Source organism: Pseudomonas cavernicola (assembly GCF_003596405.1).
GTDB classification, from domain to species: Bacteria; Pseudomonadota; Gammaproteobacteria; order Pseudomonadales; family Pseudomonadaceae; genus Aquipseudomonas; species Aquipseudomonas cavernicola.
The window spans coordinates 1,709,015-1,733,066 of sequence record NZ_QYUR01000002.1 but is presented as its reverse complement, the minus strand read 5'-3'; the positions used below and the strand labels follow the sequence as shown (position 1 = coordinate 1,733,066).

Here is a 24,052-nt window from a genome sequence, read left to right as displayed (position 1 = left end):
GCAGGAGCCATTCAATCGAAGGTAATACCTTGCGCCAACGGTAACTCGTGGGAGTAGTTCACCGTATTGGTCTGCCGGCGCATATAGGCGCGCCAAGCATCCGAGCCGGACTCACGACCGCCACCGGTTTCCTTCTCGCCGCCAAAGGCGCCGCCAATCTCCGCGCCGCTGGGGCCGATGTTGACGTTGGCGATGCCGCAGTCGCTGCCGACTGCCGACATGAACAGCTCCGCCTCACGCACATCGGTGGTGAAGATGCAGGAGGACAGCCCCTGCGGCACGGCGTTGTTCAAGCGCAGCGCTTCGTTGAAATCGCTATAGCCGATCACGTAGAGAATCGGGGCGAAGGTTTCCGTGCAGACCACTTCGCTCTGCTCCGGCATTTCGACGATAGCCGGCGCCACGTAATAGGCATTAGGGAATTGCTCGGCCAGTTGCCGTGTCCCGCCGAACACCTTGCCGCCCTCGCTCAACGCCTGCTCCAGCGCATCCTGCATGCTGTCGAAGCCGTGTTTGTCGATCAGTGGGCCGACCAGGTTGCCTTCCAGCGGGTGGCCGATGCGCACCTTGGCGTAAGCGGTTTTCAAACGACTGACGATCTCGTCTTTAACCGACTCATGGGCGATCAAGCGACGCAGCGTGGTGCAACGCTGCCCAGCTGTGCCGATGGCACTGAAGAGGATGCCGCGCACCGCCAGATCGAGGTCGGCGCTGGGCGTCAGGATCATCGCGTTGTTGCCGCCCAGTTCGAGAATCGAGCGGGCGAAACGAGCCGCCACTTTCGGCGCCACTTCACGGCCCATGCGGGTGCTACCGGTGGCACTGATCAGCGCCACGCGAGGATCTTCCACCAACGCCGTGCCCGCCTCCCGCGCACCGATGATGACTTGGCTGAGATAAGCCGGCGCCTCACTGAACTGCTTGGCCACGCCATCGAACAGCGCCTGGCAAGCCAGTGCCGTCAGCGGCGTCTTCTCCGAGGGCTTCCACACCACCGAGTTGCCGCAGACCAGCGCCAGCGTGGTATTCCAGGCCCACACCGCGACCGGAAAGTTGAACGCGCTGATCACCCCGACTACGCCAAGCGGGTGCCAGGTCTCACGCATGTGGTGGCCGGGGCGCTCGGAGGCGATGGTCAGGCCGTAGAGCTGACGGGACAAACCGACGGCGAAGTCGCAGATGTCGATCATCTCCTGCACTTCGCCCAGGCCTTCCTGGGTGATCTTGCCAGCCTCCCAGGACACTAGCTCGCCGAGTTCGGCCTTGTGCTGGCGCAGCGCTTCGCCGAACAGCCGGATCAACTCACCGCGACGCGGCGCCGGCACCTTGCGCCAGGCCTGGAATGCCTGCTCGGCGCGACCGATCTGCTGCTCGACTTCGGCGCCACTTTGCAACTGCACCGTAGCGATCTGGCTGCCGTCGATGGGGGTGTGGATGGCATGACCGCCCTGTTGATAACGCTGCGGGGCGACGCCCAACTTATCGAGCAATGAGGTAACCATGAGTTCTCCACCTGAAGTGACTAAGTAATAACGGCCGGGTAATAACAGACGGGGCAATGGCAGCAGTAATAACTGGACTGTTGCGCGCCAACAAACGACCTTTACTCCATATATCATTCCGTTTATTCATGCCAAAGCCCTCCCAGACACAATGAGGATCGCCATGCTCAAGCGCCACATGCCCTCACTGACCGCCCTGCAATGTTTCGAAGCCGTGGCGCGGCATCTGAGCTTTACCCGCGCCTCGGAAGAGCTGAGCCTGACCCAGAGCGCCGTGAGCAAGCAGGTCGCGCAACTTGAGGAGCTGGTTCAGCACTTACTGTTTCGTCGCGTGCGTCGCAGCCTGCAACTGACGCCAGCCGGCTCGCTGTACCTCGTCGAGGTGCGCAAGATCCTCACCCAGGTGGAGATGTCCACTCACTACCTGCGCTCCTACGGCGGCGAGACCGAGGTGCTGCGGGTTTCCACGCTGCCGACCTTTGGCTCACGCTGGCTGATCCCGCGGCTCAAGGGCTGGCGCCTGCGTCACCCGAATATCCACCTGGATGTGCGCAATGAGCTGGAGCCCGACGACTTGGCGCAAGGCCGCAGCGACGTGGCCTTCTTCTTCGGTCAGAGCGCGCGGCCTGGGGCTGAGTGCATCAGACTATTCGGCGAAGAAATGGTCCCAGTCTGCGCGCCCAGTGCTTTACCGGCCGAGCCTTTCAGCGATCCGACCCAGTTGACCGAACTGGTGCTGCTGCAAAACGCGACCCGCCCGGAGGCCTGGCACGAGTGGTTCCAGAGCCAGGATCGGCAAACCGAACACAGCTATCACGGGCCACGTTTCGACACTTTCTACATGTGCATCCGCGCTGCCCAGGTCGGCTGTGGTGTCGCGCTGCTGCCGCGGTTCCTGGTGGAAGAAGAGTTGGCCGAGGGCAAACTGGTGATCCCTTGGCAACACAGCCTGGCGAGCAGCAATGCCTACTACCTGGCCTATGCGGAACGCGCCGCCGAGGTGCCGAAGGTGCGCGACTTTGTGAGCTGGATACGCGAGCACCTCGAAACGGCACCAGAGGCTTAGGCCGCGCTACCCTACCGGCAGAGCCTAGGCAGACCGCAGCGGCCAGCAAGAATAAATGGAATGAACCCGGCGTTTTTTTTCACTTGCCGCGCGCGTCGGCGCCGGCTTTTATACAGGCTCGCTTTCACCCTCAGAGCCACCCACACCATGCCCACCTCCACACGCTTGTTGAACCTGGTCGCCTCGGCCATTGGCCAACCTGCTGCCAGTTGGGTCTTCGCCCACGTCGAAATACCTGAAGGGTTGCAGGAATTCGCCAATAGCGAGCAAGCCCTGCACCGCGCCTGGTTGGCCGAGGCACTCAACCTCTGCCTGTTCCACAAACTGGTGGAGGCCGTGCCCGCTGGCCGCACCTATGTCGCCGAACAGCTCATGCAAGGTCGCAAGGTGAACTTCGACCACGGCGCCATTCGCACCGTCGACTGGCCGGAGAACGGTGACTTGCCACGCGGCCGCCTGGCCTTCACCCGCTTGCTGGAACCGCTGGGCTTCACCGATGTGCGCACCTACCCGCTGACCAAGCTGAACATGACTGGCTATGCCTATCGGCAGCAGGACTTGCCGGCGGATATCGCCCAGCTCTTCGTCTCCGAGCTGCATCCGGGGCGCTTCAGCGAAGCCTTCCAGCAAGCGGTCAGCCGTGTCGTCGAGAGCAGCCGCGACCCGCTGCAAGCAGAGCATTTAAGCATCCTCAAAGGCCTGCGCCTGACTCGCCACTGTAGTCCGGAAGAGGCACGAACCCTGCTGCCAGCGCTGTATCGGGCCTTCGACTGTCAGCATTCCGTGGTGCGGGAAAGCGACTATCAGCTGTTGCTCAGGGAAAGCGCGGAAATGGCCTGGATCGCCACCGAAGGCAATCGCTTCAACCACCTGACCGACCGGGTCCGCGATCTCGAACGTGTGGTCGCAGAGCAAAGGGCCAAAGACCGCCCGATGAAAGACAGCATCGAAGTCTCCAGCTCCCGCCGAGTCATGCAAACCGCCTACAAAGCGGTGCAGGTGCAGCGGACCTTTCTCAATGCCACCGGCCAGCGCGTCCAGCGTGAAGTGCCGGGCTCCTTCGTCGAGTTCATACAACGCGAGATCGACGACGAGAGTGATCAGCTCGATCTGCATTTCGACAGCAGCAATGCCCAGGGCATCTTCAAGATGACCGACTCGCGCAACGCCCGTTAGCACAAGCAGAAAGGCCGCTCTCGAAAAAGCGGCCTTTGCTTTACCTGCGGCGATCAGTCGACCAGGGTCACGGCGCCCTTCATCAGCGACGAATGCCCTGGGAAGGAGCAGAAGAACTCATAGCTTTCGCCGGTGGCCAGCTTCGCTACATCGAAGCTCACCGAGTCCGACTCGCCGCCACCGACCAGCTTGGTGTGGGCGATCACGCGGGCGTCATCGGGTTTCAGGTAATTCTTGTCCACGCCAGCGGCGATGCCATCAGCGGCGATCCCGCTCAAATCGGCGGCTTTGCTCAGAACCCAGTTGTGGCCCATCACGTTCTTCGGCAACTGGCCGGCGTGCTTGAGGTTCACGGTGAAGGTTTTGCAGCTTTTGCTGACCTTGATCTCTTTGACATCGAAAGTCATCTGGTCAGTGCCTTGCACCTCCACCGAACATTCAGCAGCCAGCAGGGGCGCACTGAGCAGGGCCAGCACGGATGCAACGACGAGCTTGCGAATCATGGGAATCTCCTTGGCGGTCTGGGCAACAGGCCCAAAGGGGAGACTGCCTGAGTCGCCAGCGAGTTCCCATGACCTGCGGCAACAGACCGCAGCTTTCCGGACTCTGCCTGCCGGGGTCGGTTCCGGAATGACCAGGGCGCAGCCAATGAGGCCGGACCGAGCTATTGCCGCCATCGAGACAATCAACCGGACTGGCGCCAGCGGCGGGCTTAGCATGGCCGCATTCACCGACCCGCGAGGTATTCACCATGAACTTTCTGCAAAGCCTGCTCGCCGCCTATGCCTGCGGCGCCAGTGGTACCTGCCCGGATGAACGACACCCCGCCTAGTGCTTGGTCGCCGACACCGCAGCCATTACTCTGTGAGCATTCTCAACCCGCGGAGTAGATGATGTCCCTGCGTTCCATATGCGTGTTCTGCGGTGCCAGCCCCGGTGCCAACCCGGTTTATCGCGAAGCCGCCATCGCCCTCGGCCGCTGCTTGGCCGAACGTAACATCCGTCTGATCTACGGCGGCAGCGCCGTGGGCCTGATGGGCATCGTGGCAGATGCCGCCCTCGCCGCCGGCGGCGAAGTCATCGGCATCATCCCGCAGAGCCTGGAAGAAGCCGAGATCGGCCACAAAGGCCTGACCCGCCTGGAAGTGGTCGACGGCATGCACGCGCGCAAGGCGCGTATGGCGGAGCTCAGCGACGCCTTTATCGCGCTGCCCGGCGGCCTCGGCACCCTGGAAGAACTCTTCGAGGTCTGGACCTGGGGCCAACTCGGCTACCACAGCAAGCCGCTCGGGCTGCTGGAAGTGAACGGCTTCTACGCCAAGCTCAACGACTTCCTCGACCATCTGGTCGTCGAGCGCTTCGTCCGCGACCATCATCGCGCCATGCTGCAGATCAACGAGTCACCGTCTGAGCTGCTGGCAGCGCTGGGCAACTGGCAGCCGGCCGTCGAGCCCAAGTGGGTGGATCGTAAGCCGAGCTGACGCAGATGCCTGAACACGGATGGGCGGCCCAGAGGGGTTGCATGCCATGAGTAAAAGAAACCTCCTGCTGAGCGGCGGCGTGCTGCTAGTCGCCCTGCTGGTCTGGCTTGCAGGAAAACTCCTGTGGCCGGGCTATAGCGACTTCGCCTGCTCCGTCTACCCGCCTGGCTGCCCTCTGGCCTCACGTTCGGCCAGCCTTGATCTCGTGCACATCACGCTGTCGACCGGCACGGCCAAGGGCAGTGAGTTCATCGCGACGTCTGAAGGCAGCGCACGGCGGATCGTCAAGTTGGACATCCCGCGCGCCTATCTGAGTTGGACGCCATACATCCACGAGAAGCCGCAGCACGACATTGAGTTTGATGCCGGCGGTCCTGACTTAGTGCCACTGAGCCTGTGGATGCAGCAGCTGAATGCGGGCGGCGCTAGCCCGCGAAGAACGCCAACCGCCCGACACCCGTTAAAACAACGGGTCAAAATCAGACTGAGCCTGACGCTCGACGTGGGTCAGCCTAGCTGCCAGGACGACTTGTGTGGCAACACGCCCGTGGAAAGAGGCCTCAACTACGAGACCGGCGATATTTTCACCGAGGAAGTACCCAACGCCGCGGATGGCTTTCGCATCTTCCGCACCGCCCCGCCGCCGGCAAAAGGCTCGGCCTGGAGCAATCAACAGTTGCTGATTGCCAAGCCTGGGCAGACCGCGGAATTGCTCTACATGGTCTGCGACATTGACCCGCAAGCCGCGTTCAGATGGTGCCGGGCCAACAGCATGCTGGATAAGAATCTAGTCCTGACTTACGAGTTCGAAACGTCTCGACTGGGCCAGTTTCAACAGCTGGATAAGCAGGTTAGAACCCTGGTCAAAGGCCTGATTGTCTCGGATCAGACCTTCCCCGGGTCAATGCAATAGCCCATTACCCTGCATACGGCGCCATGCCCCTCGGTTAATTGCGCCGTACACAGCCCTCCTGCCCAGCCTGCAACTAGCTCGCTTGTTGCATGATCACCGTCTGCGCCGGCATTGGCGCCGGGAAGCCGCCTTTGCCGAGGGCATCTTTGATCATCTTGTTGGTGTCGAAATACACCTGCCAGTACTGGTCGTTATGGCAATACGGGCGCACCGCCAGCACCGGGCCGACCAGATTGATCTCGAGGATCTCGACATCTACCGCAGGCTCGGCCAGGACGTTGGGGATCGCGGCGATACGACTCTTCAGCAACTCGATGGCCGTCTGATAGTCCGCCGCACCCGACAGCTGCGCCTTCAACTCCACCCGGCGGAAGGTGTTGTGCGAGTAGTTCTGGATGTTGTCGGCGAAGATCTTGTTATTGCCGACCAAGGTCAACACGTTGTCCGGGGTGTTGATCGCGGTGACGAACAGGCCGATTTCGACCACTGTGCCGGTCACGCCACCGGCGCTGATGAAATCGCCAACCTTGAACGGCCGCAGCACGATGATAAAACCGCCCGCCGCCAGGTTCGCCAGCAGCCCAGACCAGGCCATACCGATGGCCAGGCCGACCGCCGCCAGCAACGCCGCGAAGGTCGTAGTCTGCACCCCGAAGAAACCGAGGATGCCGATCACCAAGATGATGTTCAGTGTCACGGTGATAAAGGAGCCGACATAGCGCAGCACGGTCGGGTCGACCTTCTGCCGGCCCAATGACTTCTGCACCAGGCCGACGGCGAAACCGATCAGCCAGCGGCCGATCACCCAGAACGCAATCGCCGAGAGAATCTTGATGGCAAACGCCGCGCCGTACTGCGAAGCCAGGTTGACCAGCGAGTTGAATTTTTCCGTACCCACATTAACGATCGTTGTTTCGTCCATGGTTATGCGCCTAGTGCTTGGGAATGACTCAAAAAAGCTAGCACGACAACCGCAGGTTGGCTGGAAAATTAAGCAGCGCGGATAAGCCCGTAGAGCGGTTTGCAAAGCCGTTGGCAGGGCTGCGCAGCGATAAACCCAGGCAAATCCATCAGCACCCGCGCCCGGCAAGCGACAACAGCGCGTTGCCGCTCCGCCCGGATGTACCTGCTGAGGTGAAGTAGTCGGAGCGTTCGGGGCTTGCTAGGCGGATAATTACGTTTTAATCGGGGCGAATCGTCGAGAACACCCCAAAGTCAAAGGACTCACTGGCATAATCCACAACAACATCGCCCCCACGAGAGAGGATCACCAATGGCCAAACCTAATTATTCCTTCGCCAAGCGTCAGCGCGATCTCGCCAAAGAGCAGAAGAAAGAGGAAAAACTGCAGCGCAAAAACGCCGCTCAGGCCGAGCAGGCGCAACTGGAGCAAGCCGAGTCGTCCACTGACGAAGCTACTGATCAAGCGCCGGCAGACGCAACCCCTAGCGCCTAGGTTCTGTATGAAAAGTCGCCGAGCGAAGATCAGGCAAGGCGCAACGCAGCGGAGCGGAGCGGAGTAACAGCCGCCGGCTGGCCCGAAGGGCGAGCTCCAGCGAGTCAAAACAGGCGAAGAAGCGCAGTTTACGCGCTGTAAATGAGCATGACTCGCTTCGCTCGCCCCTTCGAGGCCGCGCTAGAGCGCGTTAGCAACAAGCTGCCTGCTGAGCCTGTGTTTAACGCAGCATCATGCGCGAAGCCCGCCGGCACTTTCCGTACGGAACCTAATCCCCGGGTCAGGGTTGAGGTTATGCCAATGCCCGCAGTACCTCTCTTGCTGGGCTGCACAGGCGGCTCACGACACGCCTCTGCGCAAGGCCGTCAGCAACCGCCGTCAAGGCTGACGATCCAGCGGGTGAGCAACTCACCCCCTTCCTGATGCACGACCGAGCGGCCGAGTTCCGGCATCATCACGCTGGGGTCGACGCTTTCCACTCGATAGATCAGCACGGACTTCTCGGGATGGCCGGGGTGGATATCCACCAGCCGATCGCCCGAGCCTTTGCCCGCCGCCACTGGTTGCTTGCACAGGCCGACCGGAATACCCAACGGCGTCGCTGGATCGAGCAGCAATCCGGAAGTTCGCGCCGGCCCCTTGGGATTGTGGCAGTGCGCGCAGTTGGCATCGAGGTAACTGCGCGCCTGTCGCTCCAGGCTCTCGCCTTCGCGCGGATGGCCCCACAACGCGTTCTGTGGCACGCCAGCAAATTCGACCGGCAAGCCTTTGAGCAGGCCGCGTTGCTGCCACTGCTTGAGCTGATTGTCCGAGCCCTCGGCGTAGACGAAATCCTTATTCAGATGACGCGCTTTCGGGCCCAGCGGGTTGCTGCCCTCACCATGCCGCTCCTCATGGCAGCCGGCGCATTGGTTGGCGTCCGGCACCTGGTAGTCGACGGCCAGCGCCCGATCTTGATCATCGAGCAGGCTCAGCGTCTGGCTCTCGCCGGCCCATTCCAGATGCGCCTCCTTCTGCTGCGCGTCCCACACGTAAGGCAATGCCACCCAGCCGGTTTTCTGCTTGAGCAGGATGCGCGTTTCGATCAACTGCACCCGCGCCAGAGTCAGGCCATTTTTCGGGTCACGATCATCGAGGTTGCTTTGCCGCAGGCGGCCCTGCTGATCCTTCGGGTAATAGAAGGTTTTGCTCAGCACAGTGCCAACGGGGTAGTCGAAATGCTCCTCCGCGTACTGCGCCGACTCGCCCGCCGGCATCCAGACCGTGCGCAGCTTGTGCGCGTAGTCGGTAAACAACGGTGTATTGAGGTCATAGGGCAACACCTCGGCGGCCGCTTGCAGGTGGCCGTCGCCGAGCTTGAGCAGGCCCCATTCGCTCAGCGTTTGCGGATACTTGTCGCCTTCCGGCAGGTACAACGGCGCCGGCTGTTTACCGCAAGCGGCAAGCAGCAACGCACCTAACAGGAATAGCGAACGCTTCATGCACCCTGCCCCGCCTTGGCCGAAGCCAGGTCGATGGCCGGCAGTTTGGGTAGCGTGCATTTGTGGCTGCTCATGTCGGTGCTGATGTTCTTGTAGCCATTCGGGCCGTCGACGTTGATCAAGCCAGCCTCGCCGTTATCGATGCAGATCGCCAGATCCGCCGGCAGCGTGCCGTCCACCAGTTTTGCCGGGTTGAAGTAGCCATCCCAGAGGATGTCCGGCAGGCGGCCATTGAGGCCGTACTGAGTGATTTTCAGCGCCTTCAGCTCGAGGTTGTCCGGGCTGTCGCCACCTGGCCCGAAACGGTTGCCATAGATGAAGATGCCTTCCGGATAAGGGTCGAAGGCTTCGGTGGTGGAGAGATTGGTGTAACCGGTGCTGAAGTAGCTGCTGACGATTACGTTGGCGGTCCTGTGCTCGCCGATATCGTTGTCGAAGACTTCGACCAGGTCGTTGGAATTGATCACCACGCCAGAACCAGCCGGCACGCTGGCAACCGGTGTGCCCTTGTGGCCGAAGTTAGCGTGGTTATTGCCCTGCACCTGATTGTGATAGACCCGCGTGGCGCGCCCAGCCTGCTGCAGGTTGGGCATATTGAACACGAGGATGCCGCCGGTGTTGCCGGTGGCGATGTTGTCGTAAACGTCTGCGCCGATAGTGTTCTCGATCTCGATACCGGCGACGTTGCGCTCGGCGCGGCTGTTGCGCACCACCACGTTGCGTGACTGACCGACGTAAATGCCGGCATCCGAGGCGCCGATGGCGATGGCGCCATCGATCAGGGTGTTCTCGGTCTGCACCGGATAAATGCCGTAGGCGCCGTTCTCGGCCGCTGGGCCGTTGGTCCACTCGGTTCGCACGCGACGGATGACGATGTTCTTGCCACCGACCACCTTCAGCGAGTCGCCTTTGGTGTCCTCGAACGCCAGGTCTTCGATGGTGAAGTCCGAGGCGTCCACCAGCAATCCTTCGGCGCCGCTCTTCTGGCCCTTGAAGCTGAGGATGGTCTTGTCCATGCCCGCGCCCTTGATGGTCACGCCGCTGGCTTTCAGGCTCAGGCTGCGGTCGAGTTGGTAAGTGCCGGCCGGGATCTCGATGACCTCACCGGCCTTAGCCTTGATCAGCTTGGCCTGCAGCTCCTTCTGGAAGTCGACCAGAGTGCTCGGCGCCTTGCCTTGCTCACCACAGGCAGCGAGCAATACAGATACGGCAAGCAGGGACAGAATGGCGATACGCATGGCAGGCTCCGCGGAGGTTCTTTTCACAATATTGGTACCATAGTACCAATTAAAACGAAAACCAACCCCTGCCGACGCCGCGCTATCGCACAGATCAATCTGCAAAAACGCAAAACGCCAGCTCGAAGGCTGGCGTTTTGCTGATCGCGGCAAATTAGCGCGGTACGACTGGCCGTTTCACAGGCTTCTTGCCTTTACCCTTGCTCGCATCCGCGCGCGCCTTGGCTTCTTCTTTACCCTTGGCGAAAGCGGCAGCTTTGGCGGCCTCGCGCTTGTCCCACGGGTTGCTGCCATCACTTCCGCGCGGCGGCAAGCCCGTGTGCTGGGTCAGTAGCGCCTGAGTCTTACCGACCTTGTGGCTGCCAGCCGGTGTCGAGTTCTTGCGACGAGCACTTTGATAGCTGTCGGTGGCCGGCTGATGCAGCGGAATCAGCTGGTTCTTGCCGGGACCGATCAGGTCGGCACGGCCCATGTTGGTCAACGCCTCACGCAGCATCGGCCAGCCCTTCGGATCGTGGTAGCGCAGGAAGGCCTTATGCAGACGGCGCTGCTGCTCGCTCTTGACGATATTCACCGTGTCACTCTTGTAAGTGACCTTACGCAGCGGGTTCTTCCCGGAGTGGTACATGGCGGTGGCGGTGGCCATCGGCGAGGGATAAAACGCCTGCACCTGGTCCGCCCGGAAGCCACTGCTCTTCAGCCACAAGGCGAGATTCATCATGTCCTCGTCGGTGGTGCCAGGATGCGCGGCGATGAAATACGGGATCAGATACTGCTCTTTACCGGCCTCTTTCGAGTACTTCTCGAACATCCGCTTAAACTTGTCATAGCTGCCGATGCCCGGCTTCATCATCTTGTTGAGCGGACCTTCCTCGGTGTGTTCCGGGGCGATCTTCAGGTAGCCACCGACGTGGTGGGTGACCAGCTCTTTCACATACTCCGGCGACTCGACCGCCAGGTCGTAACGCAGGCCCGAGGCGATCAGGATCTTCTTCACGCCCGGCAGTGCGCGGGCGCTGCGATACAGCTGGATCAACGACGAGTGGTCGGTATTCAGGTTCTCGCAGATGCCCGGGAACACGCACGAAGGCTTGCGACAAGCGGACTCGATCTCCGGGCTCTTGCAGGCGATGCGGTACATGTTCGCGGTCGGCCCGCCAAGATCGGAGATAACGCCGGTGAAGCCGGGGACCTTGTCGCGAATCTCTTCGATCTCGCGAATGATCGACTCTTCTGAGCGGTTCTGGATGATCCGCCCTTCGTGCTCGGTGATCGAGCAGAAGGTACAGCCACCGAAGCAGCCGCGCATGATGTTCACCGAGAAACGGATCATGTCGTAGGCCGGGATTTTCTCCTTGCCGTACGCGGGGTGCGGAATGCGCGCATAGGGCATGCCGAACACGTAGTCCATCTCTTCGGTGGTCATCGGGATGGGTGGCGGGTTGAACCAGACATCCACCTCGCCATGCTTCTGCACCAGCGCACGGGCGTTGCCCGGGTTGGTTTCCAGGTGCAGCACGCGGTTGGCGTGAGCGTAGAGCACCGAATCCCCGCGGACCTTTTCGAAGGACGGCAGGCGGATCACGGTCTTGTCGCGGGTCAACCGGGGGTTCGGCAGCAACTGCACGACCTTGGCTTCCTGCGGATCTTCCACCGGGCCCTTTTCCTGCTCGATGGCGCAGGCCTGGGTATCCTGAGTGTTAACGTAGGGATTGATGATCTTGTCGATCTTGCCCGGACGGTCGATGCGGGTGGAGTCGATCTCGAACCAGCCCTCAGGGGTATCCCGACGGATAAAGGCGGTGCCGCGGATATCGGTGATCTCTTCGATCTTCTGACCGTAGGACAGGCGCTGGGCGACCTCGACGATGGCGCGCTCGGCGTTGCCGTAAAGCAGAATGTCGGCGCAGGCGTCGATCAGGATCGAGTGGCGAACCTTATCCTGCCAGTAATCGTAATGGGCGATGCGGCGCAAGGAGGCCTCGATGCCACCAAGGACGATGGGCACGTGCTTGTAGGCTTCCTTGCAGCGCTGGCTATACACCAGGCTGGCGCGATCCGGACGCTTACCGGCCAAACCGCCTGGGGTGTAGGCGTCGTCGGAACGGATTTTCTTGTCGGCGGTGTAGCGGTTGATCATCGAATCCATGTTGCCGGCCGCGACGCCGAAGAACAGGTTCGGCTCGCCGAGCTTCATGAAGTCGTCTTTCGACTGCCAGTTCGGCTGCGCGATGATGCCCACGCGGAAGCCCTGGGCCTCGAGCAGGCGGCCGATGATAGCCATGCCGAAGGACGGGTGATCGACGTAGGCATCGCCGGTGACGATGATGATGTCGCAAGAATCCCAGCCAAGCTGATCCATCTCTTCCCGGCTCATCGGCAGGAAAGGTGCGGGCCCGAAACATTCGGCCCAGTATTTGGGATAGTCGAATAACGGCTTGGCTGCTTGCATGTCGGTGACCGATGGCGTTCAAGAGGAAAATCGCGGGCGCGGAATATAGCACAAAATTTAACCAAATCCGACCGTGGCGCTGGGTTTCAGTCGCGTAGGTCGGAACCGCGCAGCGTTTCCGACGCCTGTAGGGAGCGGCAAGCGACACCCATCGAGAAGGGTAGTTACGCATCCGGCGGAAAACCCTGCGGGTGTTCCGCCCTACGGACTAGAGAGTCAAAAGCTGCGATAACGCCTCGGCACGCGAGCGGTGACCTTAGTCAGCAACTCGTAACCGATAGTGCCGCAGGCCTGGGCCAACTCATCGACCGGCAATTGCGCGCCCCACAACTCGACCGCATCGCCCAACTGCGCCTCGGGAAGATCGGTCAGATCGACTGCCAACATATCCATCGACACCCGCCCCGCCAGTGGCACGCGCTGGCCGCGCACCACCAGTGGCGTACCTGAAGGCGCATGCCGCGGATAACCGTCAGCATAACCGCAACTGACCGTGCCGATCCGCGAAGGCCGCTGCGCGACCCAGCAGGCGCCATAGCCGACACTCTCGCCAACCGCGACGTCACGCAGGCCGATCAGTTGCGCGGTCAGACACATCGCCGGGCGCAACCCCAACTCCTTGGCCGTCAGATCGACGAAAGGCGTGGCGCCATAGAGCATGATGCCCGGTCGTAGCCAATCCATATGAGCCGCCGGGATGGTCAGGATGGCGGCCGAATTGGCCAACGAGCGCTGGTCAAAGTCCAGATCGAGCAGATCGAGGAAGGCCTCCACCTGCTGCTCGGTGAGTGGGTGACCACGCTCATCGGCACAGGCGAAATGACTGAGCAGATTGAGTTCAGCGACCTGCGTCGCGCCAGCCAGACGCGCATGCCAATGCCGCAGCTGATCAGCGGCAAAGCCCAGCCGGTGCATGCCGCTGTCGAGTTTGAGCCAGACATTCAGCGGCCCGGGCAGCTGAGCGGCGAGCAATGCCTCGGCCTGCTCCGCCCCCTGCACCACCACATCCAGAGCCAGCTGCGCAGCAGAGTGGTACTCCGCCGGCTCGAAGCAGCCCTCAAGCAACAGGACACGCGCCTCGGCATTCACCCGCCGCACCTCAGCCGCCTCTTCCAGGCAGGCCACCGCAAAGCCATCGGCCTCCGGCAGGCTGCCGACCACCTCACGCACACCATGCCCATAGGCATTTGCCTTCACCACCGCAAATGCCTCACGCCCCGGCGCGCAGCGCTTGGCGACCGCATAGTTATGGCGAATGGCCGCAAGATCGATGGTGGCAACAAGCGGGCGCATGCAACGTCGTCCTAAAACAAAACGGGCGCCCAGTTTAACCCCTGGCGCCCGTTTTATTGAGGTAAACCGCCTGCCAAACCGTAGCGAGCGCGACACAGGCAAGAAGCCCGGAACGCAGCAACCGTAGTGGACTTAATGTCCATGAGGATGGCGAGCACCGCGCGACACAGCCTGGGTGACGCGCAGTAGGTTCGGGCCGGTGATTACTCGTCGTCGTCGAAATTGTAGCTGCCTGGGGCAAGGTTCTCGAAGCGGGTGTACTTGCCGAGAAACGCCAGACGGATGAAGCCGATCGGGCCGTTCCGCTGTTTGCCGATGATGATTTCGGCAATGCCCTTGTGTTCGGTCTCCGGGTGATACACCTCGTCGCGATAGACGAACATGATCACGTCGGCGTCCTGCTCGATCGCACCGGATTCACGCAAGTCGGAGTTCACCGGGCGCTTGTTCGGCCGCTGCTCCAGCGAGCGGTTGAGCTGCGACAGGGCCACTACCGGGCAGTTGAACTCTTTGGCCAGGGCTTTCAAGGAGCGTGAGATCTCGGAAATCTCGTTGGTCCGGTTGTCCCCGCTGGAGCCTGGGATCTGCATCAGCTGCAGGTAGTCGATCATGATCAGACCGATATCACCATGTTCGCGGACAAGCCGGCGGGTACGCGCGCGCATTTCCGAGGGACTGATGCCGGCGGTGTCATCGATAAACAGCTTGCGGTCATTGAGCAGGTTGACTGCCGAGGTCAGGCGCGGCCAATCGTCGTCGTCCAGCTGACCGGAACGCACCTTGGTCTGATCGATGCGCCCCAAGGAGGACAGCATACGCATCATCAGCGATTCGCCTGGCATCTCCAGGGAGTACACCAGCACCACCTTGTCGCTACGCAGTACGGCATTTTCCACCAGGTTCATGGCAAAGGTGGTTTTACCCATCGACGGACGACCGGCGACGATGATCAAGTCAGCCTGCTGCAGGCCGCTGGTTTTGTCATCGAGATCGGTGTAACCGGTGGACAGGCCGGTGATGCCGTCGCCGGTATTGAACAGAGTGTCGATGCGGTCGATGGCCTTGGTCAGCAAAGCGTTGACGCCGACCGGGCCGCCGGTCTTCGGCCGCGCTTCGGCGATCTGGAAGATCTGCCGCTCGGCCTCGTCGAGAATCTCAGCCGCGGCCCGACCTTGCGGATTGAAGGCGCTGTCGGCGATCTCGTTGCTGATGCCGATCAACTGGCGCAGGGTGGCCCGCTCACGGACGATCTGCGCATAAGCCTTGATGTTGGCCACCGACGGGGTGTTCTTCGCCAACTCACCGAGATAGGCGAGGCCGCCGGTCTGGGAAGTCTGCCCTTCCTTGTCCAGCTGCTCGGACAAGGTAACGACGTCGAACGGCTGATTGTGGTCGGCCAGTTTGGCGATGGCGCGAAAAATCAAACGGTGGTCATGCCGATAGAAGTCACCATCGGAAACCTGGTCCAACACCCGCTCCCAGGCGTTGTTGTCGAGCATCAAGCCACCGAGCACGGCCTGTTCGGCCTCGATGGAGTGCGGCGGCACCTTGAGGGCGGAGGTTTGCAGATCGTACTGCTCAGGGATGGAGATATCGTTCATGGCCACACAGAATCAGGGGTACAGAAAGACAAAAGGCACGACTCCGCTCGCGCGGGGCCGTGCCCGATGTTAACCGCCCGGCACTCGAGGTGCTAGGCGATTGGCGTTGCTTAGAACCTATTCACGATCCGCTACGCTCGGTGATGCTGCGTTAAAAACAGGCTCAGATGCTCATTTACAACTCGTAAACTGCGCTTCTTCGCCAGTTTTTGCCTTGCCTGACCTTCGCTCGTTTGGATCGTGAGCAGGCTCTTAGGCAGCCACCACGACAACGCGGACGGTTGCTTCAACGTCGGAGTGCAGGTGCACAGCGACGTCGAACTCGCCAACGTGACGGATAGTGCCGTTCGGCAGACGAACTTCGCTCTTCGCCACTTCCACGCCAGAGGCGGTCAGGGCATCGGCGATGTCGTGAGTACCGATCGAACCAAACAGCTTGCCTTCGTCACCGGCGGTGGCGGTGATGGTCACCTCCAGCTCAGCCAGTTGGGCGGCGCGAGCCTCGGCAGAAGCTTTCTTCTCTGCAGCCAGCTTTTCCAGCTCGGCGCGACGCACTTCGAACGCAGCAACGTTCGCAGCGGTAGCAGCGGTGGCTTTGCCGAACGGCAGCAGGAAGTTACGACCGTAACCGGCCTTAACATTCACTTTATCGCCCAGGTTGCCCAGGTTGGCGATTTTTTCCAGCAGGATGACTTCCATTTGGGTCTTACCTCTTAACTTTTAACCTTCACCGTTCGCAGGGCCGGCGCCGTTCTTGCGCGCCAGGCGTCCGCGAAAATCAATCAGACTGTCGACAATGGCCAATACCACGAGTAACGGATAGATCAACTGCATAAACAGCAGCAGGGTTACGTACAACCCGACCAGCCAGAACCTGCCTAGTCGCCCTTCAGCCACCAGCCCATGCAGCAAGGCCAGCCCGGCGAACGCCAACGGTACGCTGCACAACGGTGTCAGCATCGCCAGCTGCGAACCCAGATTGGGCCCCAGCAGCATGCCCACCAGCAGCAACATCGCCAACGCTGACGGCAGTCGCAGCGCGCGAAACTCGCGGCCAAAACCACCAGGGTTATACAACGCCGCCTGCCAATAACGCCCAAGCATCAGGCATAGCAGACTGACAATCTGCAGCACCGCTGCCAACAATCCGGTCAGTACAGGCGCCAGCAAGGCGTCCAGATGCGCTCGCTCATCCACCGACAACTGTCGGTGGAGTTCACCGAGTGCCTGCGGCAAGAGTTTCTGCAACTCTCCCACCAATGCCTCGATGAATTCGCGGAACACCGCACCCAAAACCAAGCCATACACCAGGCCTAAAACCACGCTGCAGAGCAGCACACGAGTCCAGGACTGGCCGGCGCGCAACAACAACGCCAACCCCAGCGACCCGAGCAGCACCAATAAGGTGCGCGGCTCGCCGAAATACCACCAGACCAAAGCCGGTAGCAGGGCCCAAACCAGGATGCCAGCAGCATCGCTCAGACCGCGCCGCAGCAGCACCAGGCAACCTGCGGCAGCACTTAACCAGAACAGCAGCGGCAACGCTGCGCAACCCACCACTACGAGAGTGGCCTGCATGCGACCGCGCATGATGAACTCAGCTAAGGCGCGCATGCGATCTATCCCTTACTTCTTGTCGACCTTCCGGTCTCAGCGGCCGTGGCTGTCGGTGTAGGCCAGCAGGGCCAGGAAGCGGGCGCGCTTGATAGCGGTGGCCAGCTGACGCTGATAACGAGCCTTGGTACCGGTGATACGGCTAGGAACGATTTTGCCGGTTTCGGACACATAGGCTTTCAGAGTGTTGAGATCTTTGTAATCGATCTCCTTCACGTCTTCAGCGGTGAAACGGCAGAACTTACGACGACGGAAGAAACGTGCCATGAGAGTGGCTCCTCAATAGATCCGTGGATTACTCGTCAGCGTTATCGCTGTCGCTGTCGCTGCTGTCACTGTCATCGCCATCGACGGAGTCAGTGCTTTCAGGACGATCACGACGCTCGCGGCGCTCGCTACGATTTTCCTCAGCCTTGAGCATCTCGGACTGGCCAGTTACGGCTTCGTCGCGACGGATGACCAGGTTACGGATCACGGCATCGTTGTAACGGAAGTTGTCTTCCAGCTCAGCCAGGGCTTTGCCGGTGCACTCAACGTTCAGCATCACGTAGTGAGCCTTGTGAACATTGTTGATTGCGTAGGCCAGCTGACGACGGCCCCAATCTTCCAGGCGGTGAATTTTGCCGCCGTCTTCTTCGATCAGCTTGGTGTAACGCTCAACCATGCCGCCGACTTGCTCGCTCTGGTCCGGGTGAACCAGAAAGATGATTTCGTAATGACGCATAAATGCTCCTTACGGGTTGTAGCCTGCCGCCAAAAGCGGTCAGACAAGGAGTGAATGACACTGTTTGTCTTGCTGAACTGAAAGGCACATAAGCGCCTGCCGTCACGGCAAGGGGCGCCATTCTAGAGAAGGGCCCTGGGCCGCGCAAGGCAATTGGTGATTATTTGAACAGCAGACCCAGGCCAGACCAAGACGCTGGAGCAGCCCAGGCCTAGCCTCACGCAGGCTTATTTCGGTGCTTGGGCGCGACGCTGACGCATGGCTTCGAACAGGCAGACGCCCGTGGCGACAGACACGTTAAGGCTGCTGACGCTACCGGCCATTGGCAGGCGCACCAGGTAATCGCAATGATCGCGAGTCAGGCGGCGCATACCTTTACCTTCAGCGCCCATGATCAACACGGTCGGGCCGGTCATATCCTGCTGATAAAGCTCCTGTTCAGCCTCGCCCGCCGTGCCAACCACCCACAGACCGCGCTGCTGGAGCTTTTCCAGGCTGCGTGCCAGATTGGTCACGGCCACCAGCGGGATCACCTCTGCCGCACCGCAAGCCACCTTGCGCACCGTGGGATTGAGGGTGGCCGACTTGTCTTTCGGCACGATCACCGCCAGCGCGCCCGCCGCATCGGCCGTACGCAAGCAGGCACCGAGGTTGTGCGGATCGGTCACGCCGTCCAGCACCAGCAGCAGCGGCGGGCCTTCGGCGCGATCCAACAACTCCTCGAGCATCGCCTCACCCCACACCTGGCTGGGGCTGACCTCCGCCACTACGCCCTGATGCACGCCTTCGACCCAGGCATCCAGCTCACGGCGCTCGGCCTGACCCACCGACACACGCGATTGCGCCGCCAGCTCGATCAGCACCTGTACGCGCGGATCATTGCGACCCTCCGCCAGCCAGATCTGCTTGACCCGCTTGGGGTGATGACGCAATAGCGCCTCTACGGCATGTACGCCGTAGATTTTTTCCAACTGACTCATGACTTGGCCTTAGGCTTACGCGCCCCGCCGCTCTTCCCGGCAGGTGCAGAACCGGACTTGGCCGGCCCTTTACGATGACTGCTCGGCTTGCCCGGCTTGGCTGCGCTCTTGGCTGGCGCGGAAGCACTTGCCTTAGCCTTGCCCGAGCGACCGCCGCCCTTGGCTTCGGCCAGCAGCGCCTGCTTCACCTCCCGGCTTTTTCTCACATCGGTATTCGCCAGGAGAGCATCGCCCTTGGCCGCCGCACTCTTCTCCGCCCGCTCGCGCCCGCCTTTTGCGGCAGGTGCAGCACCACGACCCTTACGGCCGATCGGCGCATCGATCACGCTTTGCGTCAGCTCGAAGTCGATCTTGCGCTCGTCCAAATCAACGCGCATCACTCGCACGTCAACGCTGTCACCCAGGCGGAAGCTGCGGCCGGTACGCTCGCCAGCCAGGCGATGATGGACCGGGTCGAAGTGGTAGTAGTCGCCCGGCAACGCCGTGACATGCACCAACCCCTCGACGTAGATGTCTTGCAACTCGACGAACAGACCAAAACCGGTCACCGCGGTGATCACGCCCGGGAAGGTTTCGCCGACGCGATCTTTCATGAACTCGCATTTGAGCCAATTCACCACATCGCGAGTGGCTTCATCCGCGCGCCGCTCAGACAACGAGCACTGCTCGCCCAACTGCTCCAGCGTCGGCTCGTCATAGGGGTAGATCCGCGCCTTTGGAATCGTCATGGCACCCGCGCGCTTAACGTGCGGCGTGTCGGACTTGGAGCGAATCACCCCGCGAATCGCACGGTGGGTCAGCAAGTCCGGATAACGGCGGATCGGCGAAGTGAAGTGGGTATACGCCTCGTAATTCAGACCGAAGTGACCCTGGTTGTCGGCGCTGTAAACCGCCTGGCTCAGCGAACGCAGCATCACCGTCTGAATCAGGTGATAGTCCGCACGCTCGCGGATGCTCTCGAGCAAGGCTTGATAGTCCTTGGGGGACGGGCCTTCTTTGGCCTTGCCACGGTGCAAGGACAAGCCGAGCTCGGTCAGAAAGGCTTTCAGCTTCTCCAAGCGCTCTGGCGGCGGGCCATCATGCACGCGATAGAGTGCAGGGATTTCGTGCTTCTTGAGGAACTCTGCAGTGGCCACGTTGGCGGCCAGCATGCACTCCTCGATCAGCTTGTGTGCATCGTTGCGCGTGGTCGGGCGGATTTCCGCGATCTTGCGGCCCGAGCCGAAGATGATGCGGGTTTCCTGGGTTTCGAAATCGATGGCACCACGCTCGTGACGTGCCGCCAACAACACCTGATAGAGCGAATAGAGCTGCTTGAGGTGTGGCACGACATCCGCGTACTCGCCACGCAGCTGCTTGGCTTCAGCGCTTTTCGGCTGCTCGAGGATCGCGCTGACCTTGTTGTAGGTCAGACGCGCATGGGAGTGGATCACCGCTTCGTAGAACTGATAGTCGGTCATCTTGCCGGTTTTCGAGATAGTCATCTCGCAGACCATGGCCAGACGATCGACCTGCGGATTCAGCGAGCACAGGCCATTTGACAGCTGCTCCGGCAACATTGGCACCACGCGCTCGGGGAAATACACCGAGTTACCGCGTACCTGGGCCTCTTCATCCAGAGCCGAGCCGATTTTGACGTAGTGGGAAACGTCAGCGATGGCTACATATAAGCGCCAGCCACCGGAGAACAGGCGCCAGTTGCCGCCGCTCTTCTCGCAGAACACCGCGTCATCGAAGTCGCGCGCATCCTCACCGTCGATGGTGACAAACGGCAGATGACGCAGGTCGACACGCTTCTCTTTGTCTTTCTCTTCGACCTCCGGCTTGAGCTTGGCGGCTTCTTTGAGCACAGCCTCCGGCCATACATGGGGGATGTCGTAGCTACGCAGAGCTACGTCAATCTCCATCCCCGGCGCCATGTAGTTACCAACCACTTCGACCACATCACCCTGGGGCTGGAAGCGCGGAGTCGGCCAGTGGGTGATTTTCACCTCGACGAACTGACCCTGCTTGGCATTCGCGTTACGCCCCGGCGTCACTAGCACTTCCTGCTGGATCTTCGGATTGTCGGCAACCACGAAGCCGATGCCGCTTTCTTCGTAGTAGCGCCCGACGATGCTTTCATGGGCTCGCGAAATCACTTCCACAATCGCCCCCTCGCGGCGACCACGCCGATCGAGGCCGGAAACTCGCGCCAAAGCACGGTCACCATCAAATACCAGGCGCATCTGCGCCGGGCTCAGGAACAGGTCATCGCTGCCATCGTCAGGGATCAGGAAGCCGAAGCCATCACGATGGCCACTGATGCGACCAAGGATCAGATCGAGCTTGTCCACCGGCGCATAGGTGCCACGGCGGGTGTAAATCAATTGACCATCGCGCTCCATCGCACGCAGTCGACGACGCAGGGCTTCCAGCTGCTCTTCAGTGGAGAGGCCGAATTCTTCCACCAGTTGCTCGCGGTTCGCCGGCGAGCCGCGATCGGCGAGGTGCTGCAGGATCAGCTCGCGACTGGGGATGGGGTTTTCGTATTTTTCCGCTTCACGGGCGGCCTCGGGATCGAGGGATTGCCAATCGGCCATTAGAGAGAGTTCGCCTTATCTATATAAAGTATTTTTGCCATACGCCTATTGAAGCGCGAAAACGCTATCTTGGTCTGCCCGATGGCATGAATAAAGTTTTTTTTCACATCAGGGGTTTACAACCTTAAAGCTGGTCCGTATATTTCGCGCCCACAACGACGGCAAACGTCGTTGTAGTTGAAAGTAGATGAGCAATCAGCGAAATCAACGCCCAGGTGGCGGAATTGGTAGACGCACTAGGTTCAGGTCCTAGCGATGGCAACATCGTGGAAGTTCGAGTCTTCTCCTGGGCACCAATTACAGACCAAGGATCTACCAATCCTTGGCAACAGAGAAACCGGCCTAGCGCCGGTTTTTTTGTGCCTGCGAATCGGCACGCAACCCCATCCGACCACATCCGTCGAAACGCCTCCAGCTGGAATACCACCCAATAAAAAGCCGAGCATCTGCCCGGCTTATCGTGCTCCTGCGCTTAGCGCCTGACGAGCCCTGGCACCACTTAAACGCGGAACTGCCCGAGGCTTGCCTTGAGTCGCACAGCCAGGCCATCCAGCACTCGCCCACTGGCGGCTGTCGCCGCTCCAGCAGCTGCAGCTCGTTGCGCCTCGACATGAATGACCTCGACCCGCCCACGCACCGCATCCGCACCATCGGCCTGCTGGGCCGCCGCCTGGGTCGCAGCATTGATAGCAGCATGCACGTCATCGACTGCCGACTGCACCGACTGCTGCAGTCGCGCGCTATCGCGCAGCGCCTGCAAACCTTCGTTAGCCTGCTGACCGGCGCGACCGATAACCGATACAGCCTCGCGTGCGCCCTGCTGCAAGGCATCGATATGGGCCTGGATATCACCAGTGGATTGCTGGGTCTTGCTTGCCAGCGCACGCACCTCGTCAGCCACCACCGCAAAACCACGCCCACTCTCACCCGCCCGGGCCGCCTCGATTGCGGCATTCAAGGCCAACAGATTGGTCTGTTCGGCGATGCCATGGATCACCGTCAACACCACTTCGATCTGCTCGCTTTGGCGCGCGAGACGCTCGATCACAGCCGAGCCCGCCCCCACTCGCGCCACCAGCTCCTCGATCAAGGTGCCGACCTTGGCGGCAATCACCGCATTTTCGCTAGCCGCCTGGCGAATCGATACGACGCGCTGCAAAGCCGCCTGCATGGCCCGGCTCTCAGCCTGCGCATCGCCTGCCATCACCGCTAACGCCTGCAGGCTGCCAGCGACCTCATCACGCTGGCGCTCAGCCGCCACCTCCGCCGCCACACTGCGCGACGCCAGGCCTTTGATTTCCACCCCCGTGCTCACGGCCACTTCGCCCGCCTCACGCACGATAGGCTGCAGCTTCGCGACAAACCGGTTAACCGCTGCCGCCATGTCGCCGATCTCGTCCCGACTGTTTACCTCGATACGCCGCGTCAAATCACCCTCACCTGCGGCCAAGTCATTCAGGGCGGCAATCAGCAAATGCAACTTACTGACGACGCGTCGCCCCAGCACCAACGCCAACGCCAGTAAAACCGCCAACCCGACCAGCGCCAGCCCAACACCGATACGCCAACGCAGCGTGCCGGCCGCCTCCTGCACAGCACTCCGAGCGCCTTCAGACATTCCGGCGGCCTCGGCCTGAGCAGCCTGCAAGCGCGCAGTCAGCGCGGCAGAACTGTCTGTCGCCGCACCCGCCAGGCTGTCGGCAACCAATTGATCGCCACTGGCAATCAGTGCAGCGAAGCGCTTATCCAGTGCCGCCAACTCCCGATCAACTGACGCAGTGGAAACCCCCATCAAGACCTTGCCGATCTCCACTCCATTCGGGCTGACCGACGCCTCAATGAAGTACACCGAAGGATCGCTACGCGCAGCATCGAGCACCTTGTCCAACGCCCGCGCGCCCCGCCCCTTCTCCAGCAAAACCTTGATCGAAGCATTTTCCCGGTTGAGATAGCGCGTCAGGTGCTGCCCCTGAGCATCGTCATAAACCACAAACAGCACATTGGGATTGCGCTGCGCGCGGCGCGCGAACTCTGAAAGCGTTGGCACATCGCCATCCCACATTGCCCTCGGCGCCACGGCCGCGAGCAGCTGCGCCATGTCATTCGCGGAATCCTTGAGGTTCTGCTCCAGAGTGCCGCGCAGCTGCGCCTGCTCTTCTTCGAGACGCGAAGAAAGGCCTGCCGTGAGCCGCTCACGGGTTCGCGACGATAGCTTATCGAGCCCGGAAGAAACCTCACGCCCAGCCAGCTCCAGCTCAGCGGACAGACGCTGCGTATCGGCGCCCAGACGACTCCTCAAGTCCACCTCAAGCGCACCGACCGTGCCCCGCGTTAGCGCGACAGCAACCAGGACTTGCACCAGAAGCGCAATACCGAGCGCAATGAATACAGGGCGCAGCAAGCGGCTACGCAACAGGGAAAGAATGGCGGACACGGCTAGAACCTCCAACATCCGCCACAAATATGACGGCAACCTCAGGGATGCATAGCTCA

At 61.1% G+C, this 24,052-nt stretch carries 19 protein-coding genes, 1 tRNA gene and 2 pseudogenes; 6 read left to right on the top strand and 16 right to left on the bottom strand.

What is annotated here, in order from left to right; all coding sequences use genetic code 11:
• Positions 1-11: 11 nt before the first annotated feature.
• On the bottom strand, positions 12-1,502 hold the full coding sequence (gene amaB, locus D3879_RS08370; protein ID WP_119953593.1) for an L-piperidine-6-carboxylate dehydrogenase: 1,491 nt from the start codon (positions 1,500-1,502) through the stop codon (positions 12-14).
• 163 nt (positions 1,503-1,665) lie between these two features.
• On the opposite strand from amaB, the gene D3879_RS08365 reads away from it, so the two are divergent.
• Together D3879_RS08365 and D3879_RS08360 are read left to right on the top strand one after the other, a co-directional pair.
• Positions 1,666-2,568 (top strand): LysR family transcriptional regulator, encoded by a 903-nt coding sequence (locus D3879_RS08365; RefSeq protein ID WP_119953592.1) that lies wholly within the window; start codon positions 1,666-1,668, stop codon positions 2,566-2,568.
• 147 nt (positions 2,569-2,715) lie between these two features.
• The gene (locus D3879_RS08360; RefSeq protein WP_119953591.1) at positions 2,716-3,744 is read left to right on the top strand and encodes a 2-oxoadipate dioxygenase/decarboxylase family protein; all 1,029 of its coding nucleotides are present in this window, start codon (positions 2,716-2,718) and stop codon (positions 3,742-3,744) included.
• A gap of 53 nt (positions 3,745-3,797) precedes the next feature.
• On the opposite strand, the gene azu is transcribed toward D3879_RS08360, so the two are convergent.
• Complete coding sequence (azu, locus tag D3879_RS08355) at positions 3,798-4,247, bottom strand: azurin (protein ID WP_119953590.1); 450 nt, start codon at positions 4,245-4,247, stop codon at positions 3,798-3,800.
• A gap of 390 nt (positions 4,248-4,637) precedes the next feature.
• Here azu and D3879_RS08350 point away from each other — a divergent pair, with 390 nt between their 5' ends.
• Together D3879_RS08350 and D3879_RS08345 are read left to right on the top strand one after the other, a co-directional pair.
• Entirely contained in the window at positions 4,638-5,225 is a 588-nt protein-coding gene (locus tag D3879_RS08350) for an LOG family protein (RefSeq protein WP_119953589.1), read from the top strand.
• A 46-nt stretch (positions 5,226-5,271) separates the two neighbouring features.
• Complete coding sequence (locus D3879_RS08345; RefSeq protein ID WP_147411117.1) at positions 5,272-6,138, top strand: hypothetical protein; 867 nt, start codon at positions 5,272-5,274, stop codon at positions 6,136-6,138.
• A 73-nt stretch (positions 6,139-6,211) separates the two neighbouring features.
• On the opposite strand, the gene D3879_RS08340 is transcribed toward D3879_RS08345, so the two are convergent.
• Positions 6,212-7,060 (bottom strand): mechanosensitive ion channel family protein, encoded by an 849-nt coding sequence (locus D3879_RS08340; protein ID WP_119953587.1) that lies wholly within the window; start codon positions 7,058-7,060, stop codon positions 6,212-6,214.
• 351 nt (positions 7,061-7,411) lie between these two features.
• Between D3879_RS08340 and D3879_RS08335 the strand changes: the two genes are divergently transcribed.
• Complete coding sequence (locus D3879_RS08335) at positions 7,412-7,594, top strand: hypothetical protein (RefSeq protein WP_119953586.1); 183 nt, start codon at positions 7,412-7,414, stop codon at positions 7,592-7,594.
• Between the two features lie 365 nt (positions 7,595-7,959).
• On the opposite strand, the gene D3879_RS08330 is transcribed toward D3879_RS08335, so the two are convergent.
• From D3879_RS08330 to rnr, 11 genes are all read right to left on the bottom strand, one after another.
• Positions 7,960-9,075: an SO2930 family diheme c-type cytochrome gene (locus tag D3879_RS08330; RefSeq protein WP_119953585.1), complete on the bottom strand. Its 1,116-nt coding sequence runs from the start codon at positions 9,073-9,075 to the stop codon at positions 7,960-7,962.
• Positions 9,072-10,313, bottom strand: a complete 1,242-nt coding sequence (locus D3879_RS08325) for a parallel beta-helix domain-containing protein (protein WP_119953584.1) — start codon at positions 10,311-10,313, stop codon at positions 9,072-9,074. Before D3879_RS08325 ends, D3879_RS08330 begins: the two co-directional genes overlap by 4 nt.
• A gap of 154 nt (positions 10,314-10,467) precedes the next feature.
• Positions 10,468-12,765, bottom strand: a complete 2,298-nt coding sequence (locus D3879_RS08320; protein ID WP_119953583.1) for a YgiQ family radical SAM protein — start codon at positions 12,763-12,765, stop codon at positions 10,468-10,470.
• A 216-nt stretch (positions 12,766-12,981) separates the two neighbouring features.
• Positions 12,982-14,058: an alanine racemase gene (gene alr, locus D3879_RS08315; RefSeq protein WP_119953582.1), complete on the bottom strand. Its 1,077-nt coding sequence runs from the start codon at positions 14,056-14,058 to the stop codon at positions 12,982-12,984.
• Positions 14,059-14,261: 203 nt separating this feature from the next.
• Positions 14,262-15,659 (bottom strand): replicative DNA helicase, encoded by a 1,398-nt coding sequence (dnaB, locus tag D3879_RS08310; protein ID WP_119953581.1) that lies wholly within the window; start codon positions 15,657-15,659, stop codon positions 14,262-14,264.
• A gap of 252 nt (positions 15,660-15,911) precedes the next feature.
• Complete coding sequence (gene rplI, locus D3879_RS08305; RefSeq protein ID WP_119953580.1) at positions 15,912-16,358, bottom strand: 50S ribosomal protein L9; 447 nt, start codon at positions 16,356-16,358, stop codon at positions 15,912-15,914.
• A 21-nt stretch (positions 16,359-16,379) separates the two neighbouring features.
• Entirely contained in the window at positions 16,380-17,273 is an 894-nt protein-coding gene (locus D3879_RS08300) for a YybS family protein (protein ID WP_119953579.1), read from the bottom strand.
• A gap of 36 nt (positions 17,274-17,309) precedes the next feature.
• On the bottom strand, positions 17,310-17,540 hold the full coding sequence (gene rpsR / locus D3879_RS08295) for a 30S ribosomal protein S18 (RefSeq protein WP_002551829.1): 231 nt from the start codon (positions 17,538-17,540) through the stop codon (positions 17,310-17,312).
• A gap of 28 nt (positions 17,541-17,568) precedes the next feature.
• Complete coding sequence (rpsF, locus tag D3879_RS08290; RefSeq protein WP_119953578.1) at positions 17,569-17,997, bottom strand: 30S ribosomal protein S6; 429 nt, start codon at positions 17,995-17,997, stop codon at positions 17,569-17,571.
• Positions 17,998-18,224: 227 nt separating this feature from the next.
• Positions 18,225-18,977 (bottom strand): 23S rRNA (guanosine(2251)-2'-O)-methyltransferase RlmB, encoded by a 753-nt coding sequence (rlmB, locus tag D3879_RS08285; protein WP_119953577.1) that lies wholly within the window; start codon positions 18,975-18,977, stop codon positions 18,225-18,227.
• Positions 18,974-21,559 (bottom strand): ribonuclease R, encoded by a 2,586-nt coding sequence (rnr, locus tag D3879_RS08280; protein WP_119953576.1) that lies wholly within the window; start codon positions 21,557-21,559, stop codon positions 18,974-18,976. Before rnr ends, rlmB begins: the two co-directional genes overlap by 4 nt.
• A 209-nt stretch (positions 21,560-21,768) precedes the next feature.
• Here rnr and D3879_RS08275 point away from each other — a divergent pair.
• Positions 21,769-21,855: transfer RNA gene (locus D3879_RS08275), tRNA-Leu, on the top strand.
• A 203-nt stretch (positions 21,856-22,058) separates the two neighbouring features.
• On the opposite strand, the pseudogene D3879_RS27795 reads toward D3879_RS08275, so the two are convergent.
• Both D3879_RS27795 and D3879_RS27790 read right to left on the bottom strand, forming a co-directional pair.
• Positions 22,059-22,553: pseudogene (locus D3879_RS27795) on the bottom strand (methyl-accepting chemotaxis protein); the annotation flags it as partial.
• A 411-nt stretch (positions 22,554-22,964) separates the two neighbouring features.
• Positions 22,965-23,177: pseudogene (locus tag D3879_RS27790) on the bottom strand (methyl-accepting chemotaxis protein); the annotation flags it as partial.
• Positions 23,178-24,052: the final 875 nt, after the last annotated feature.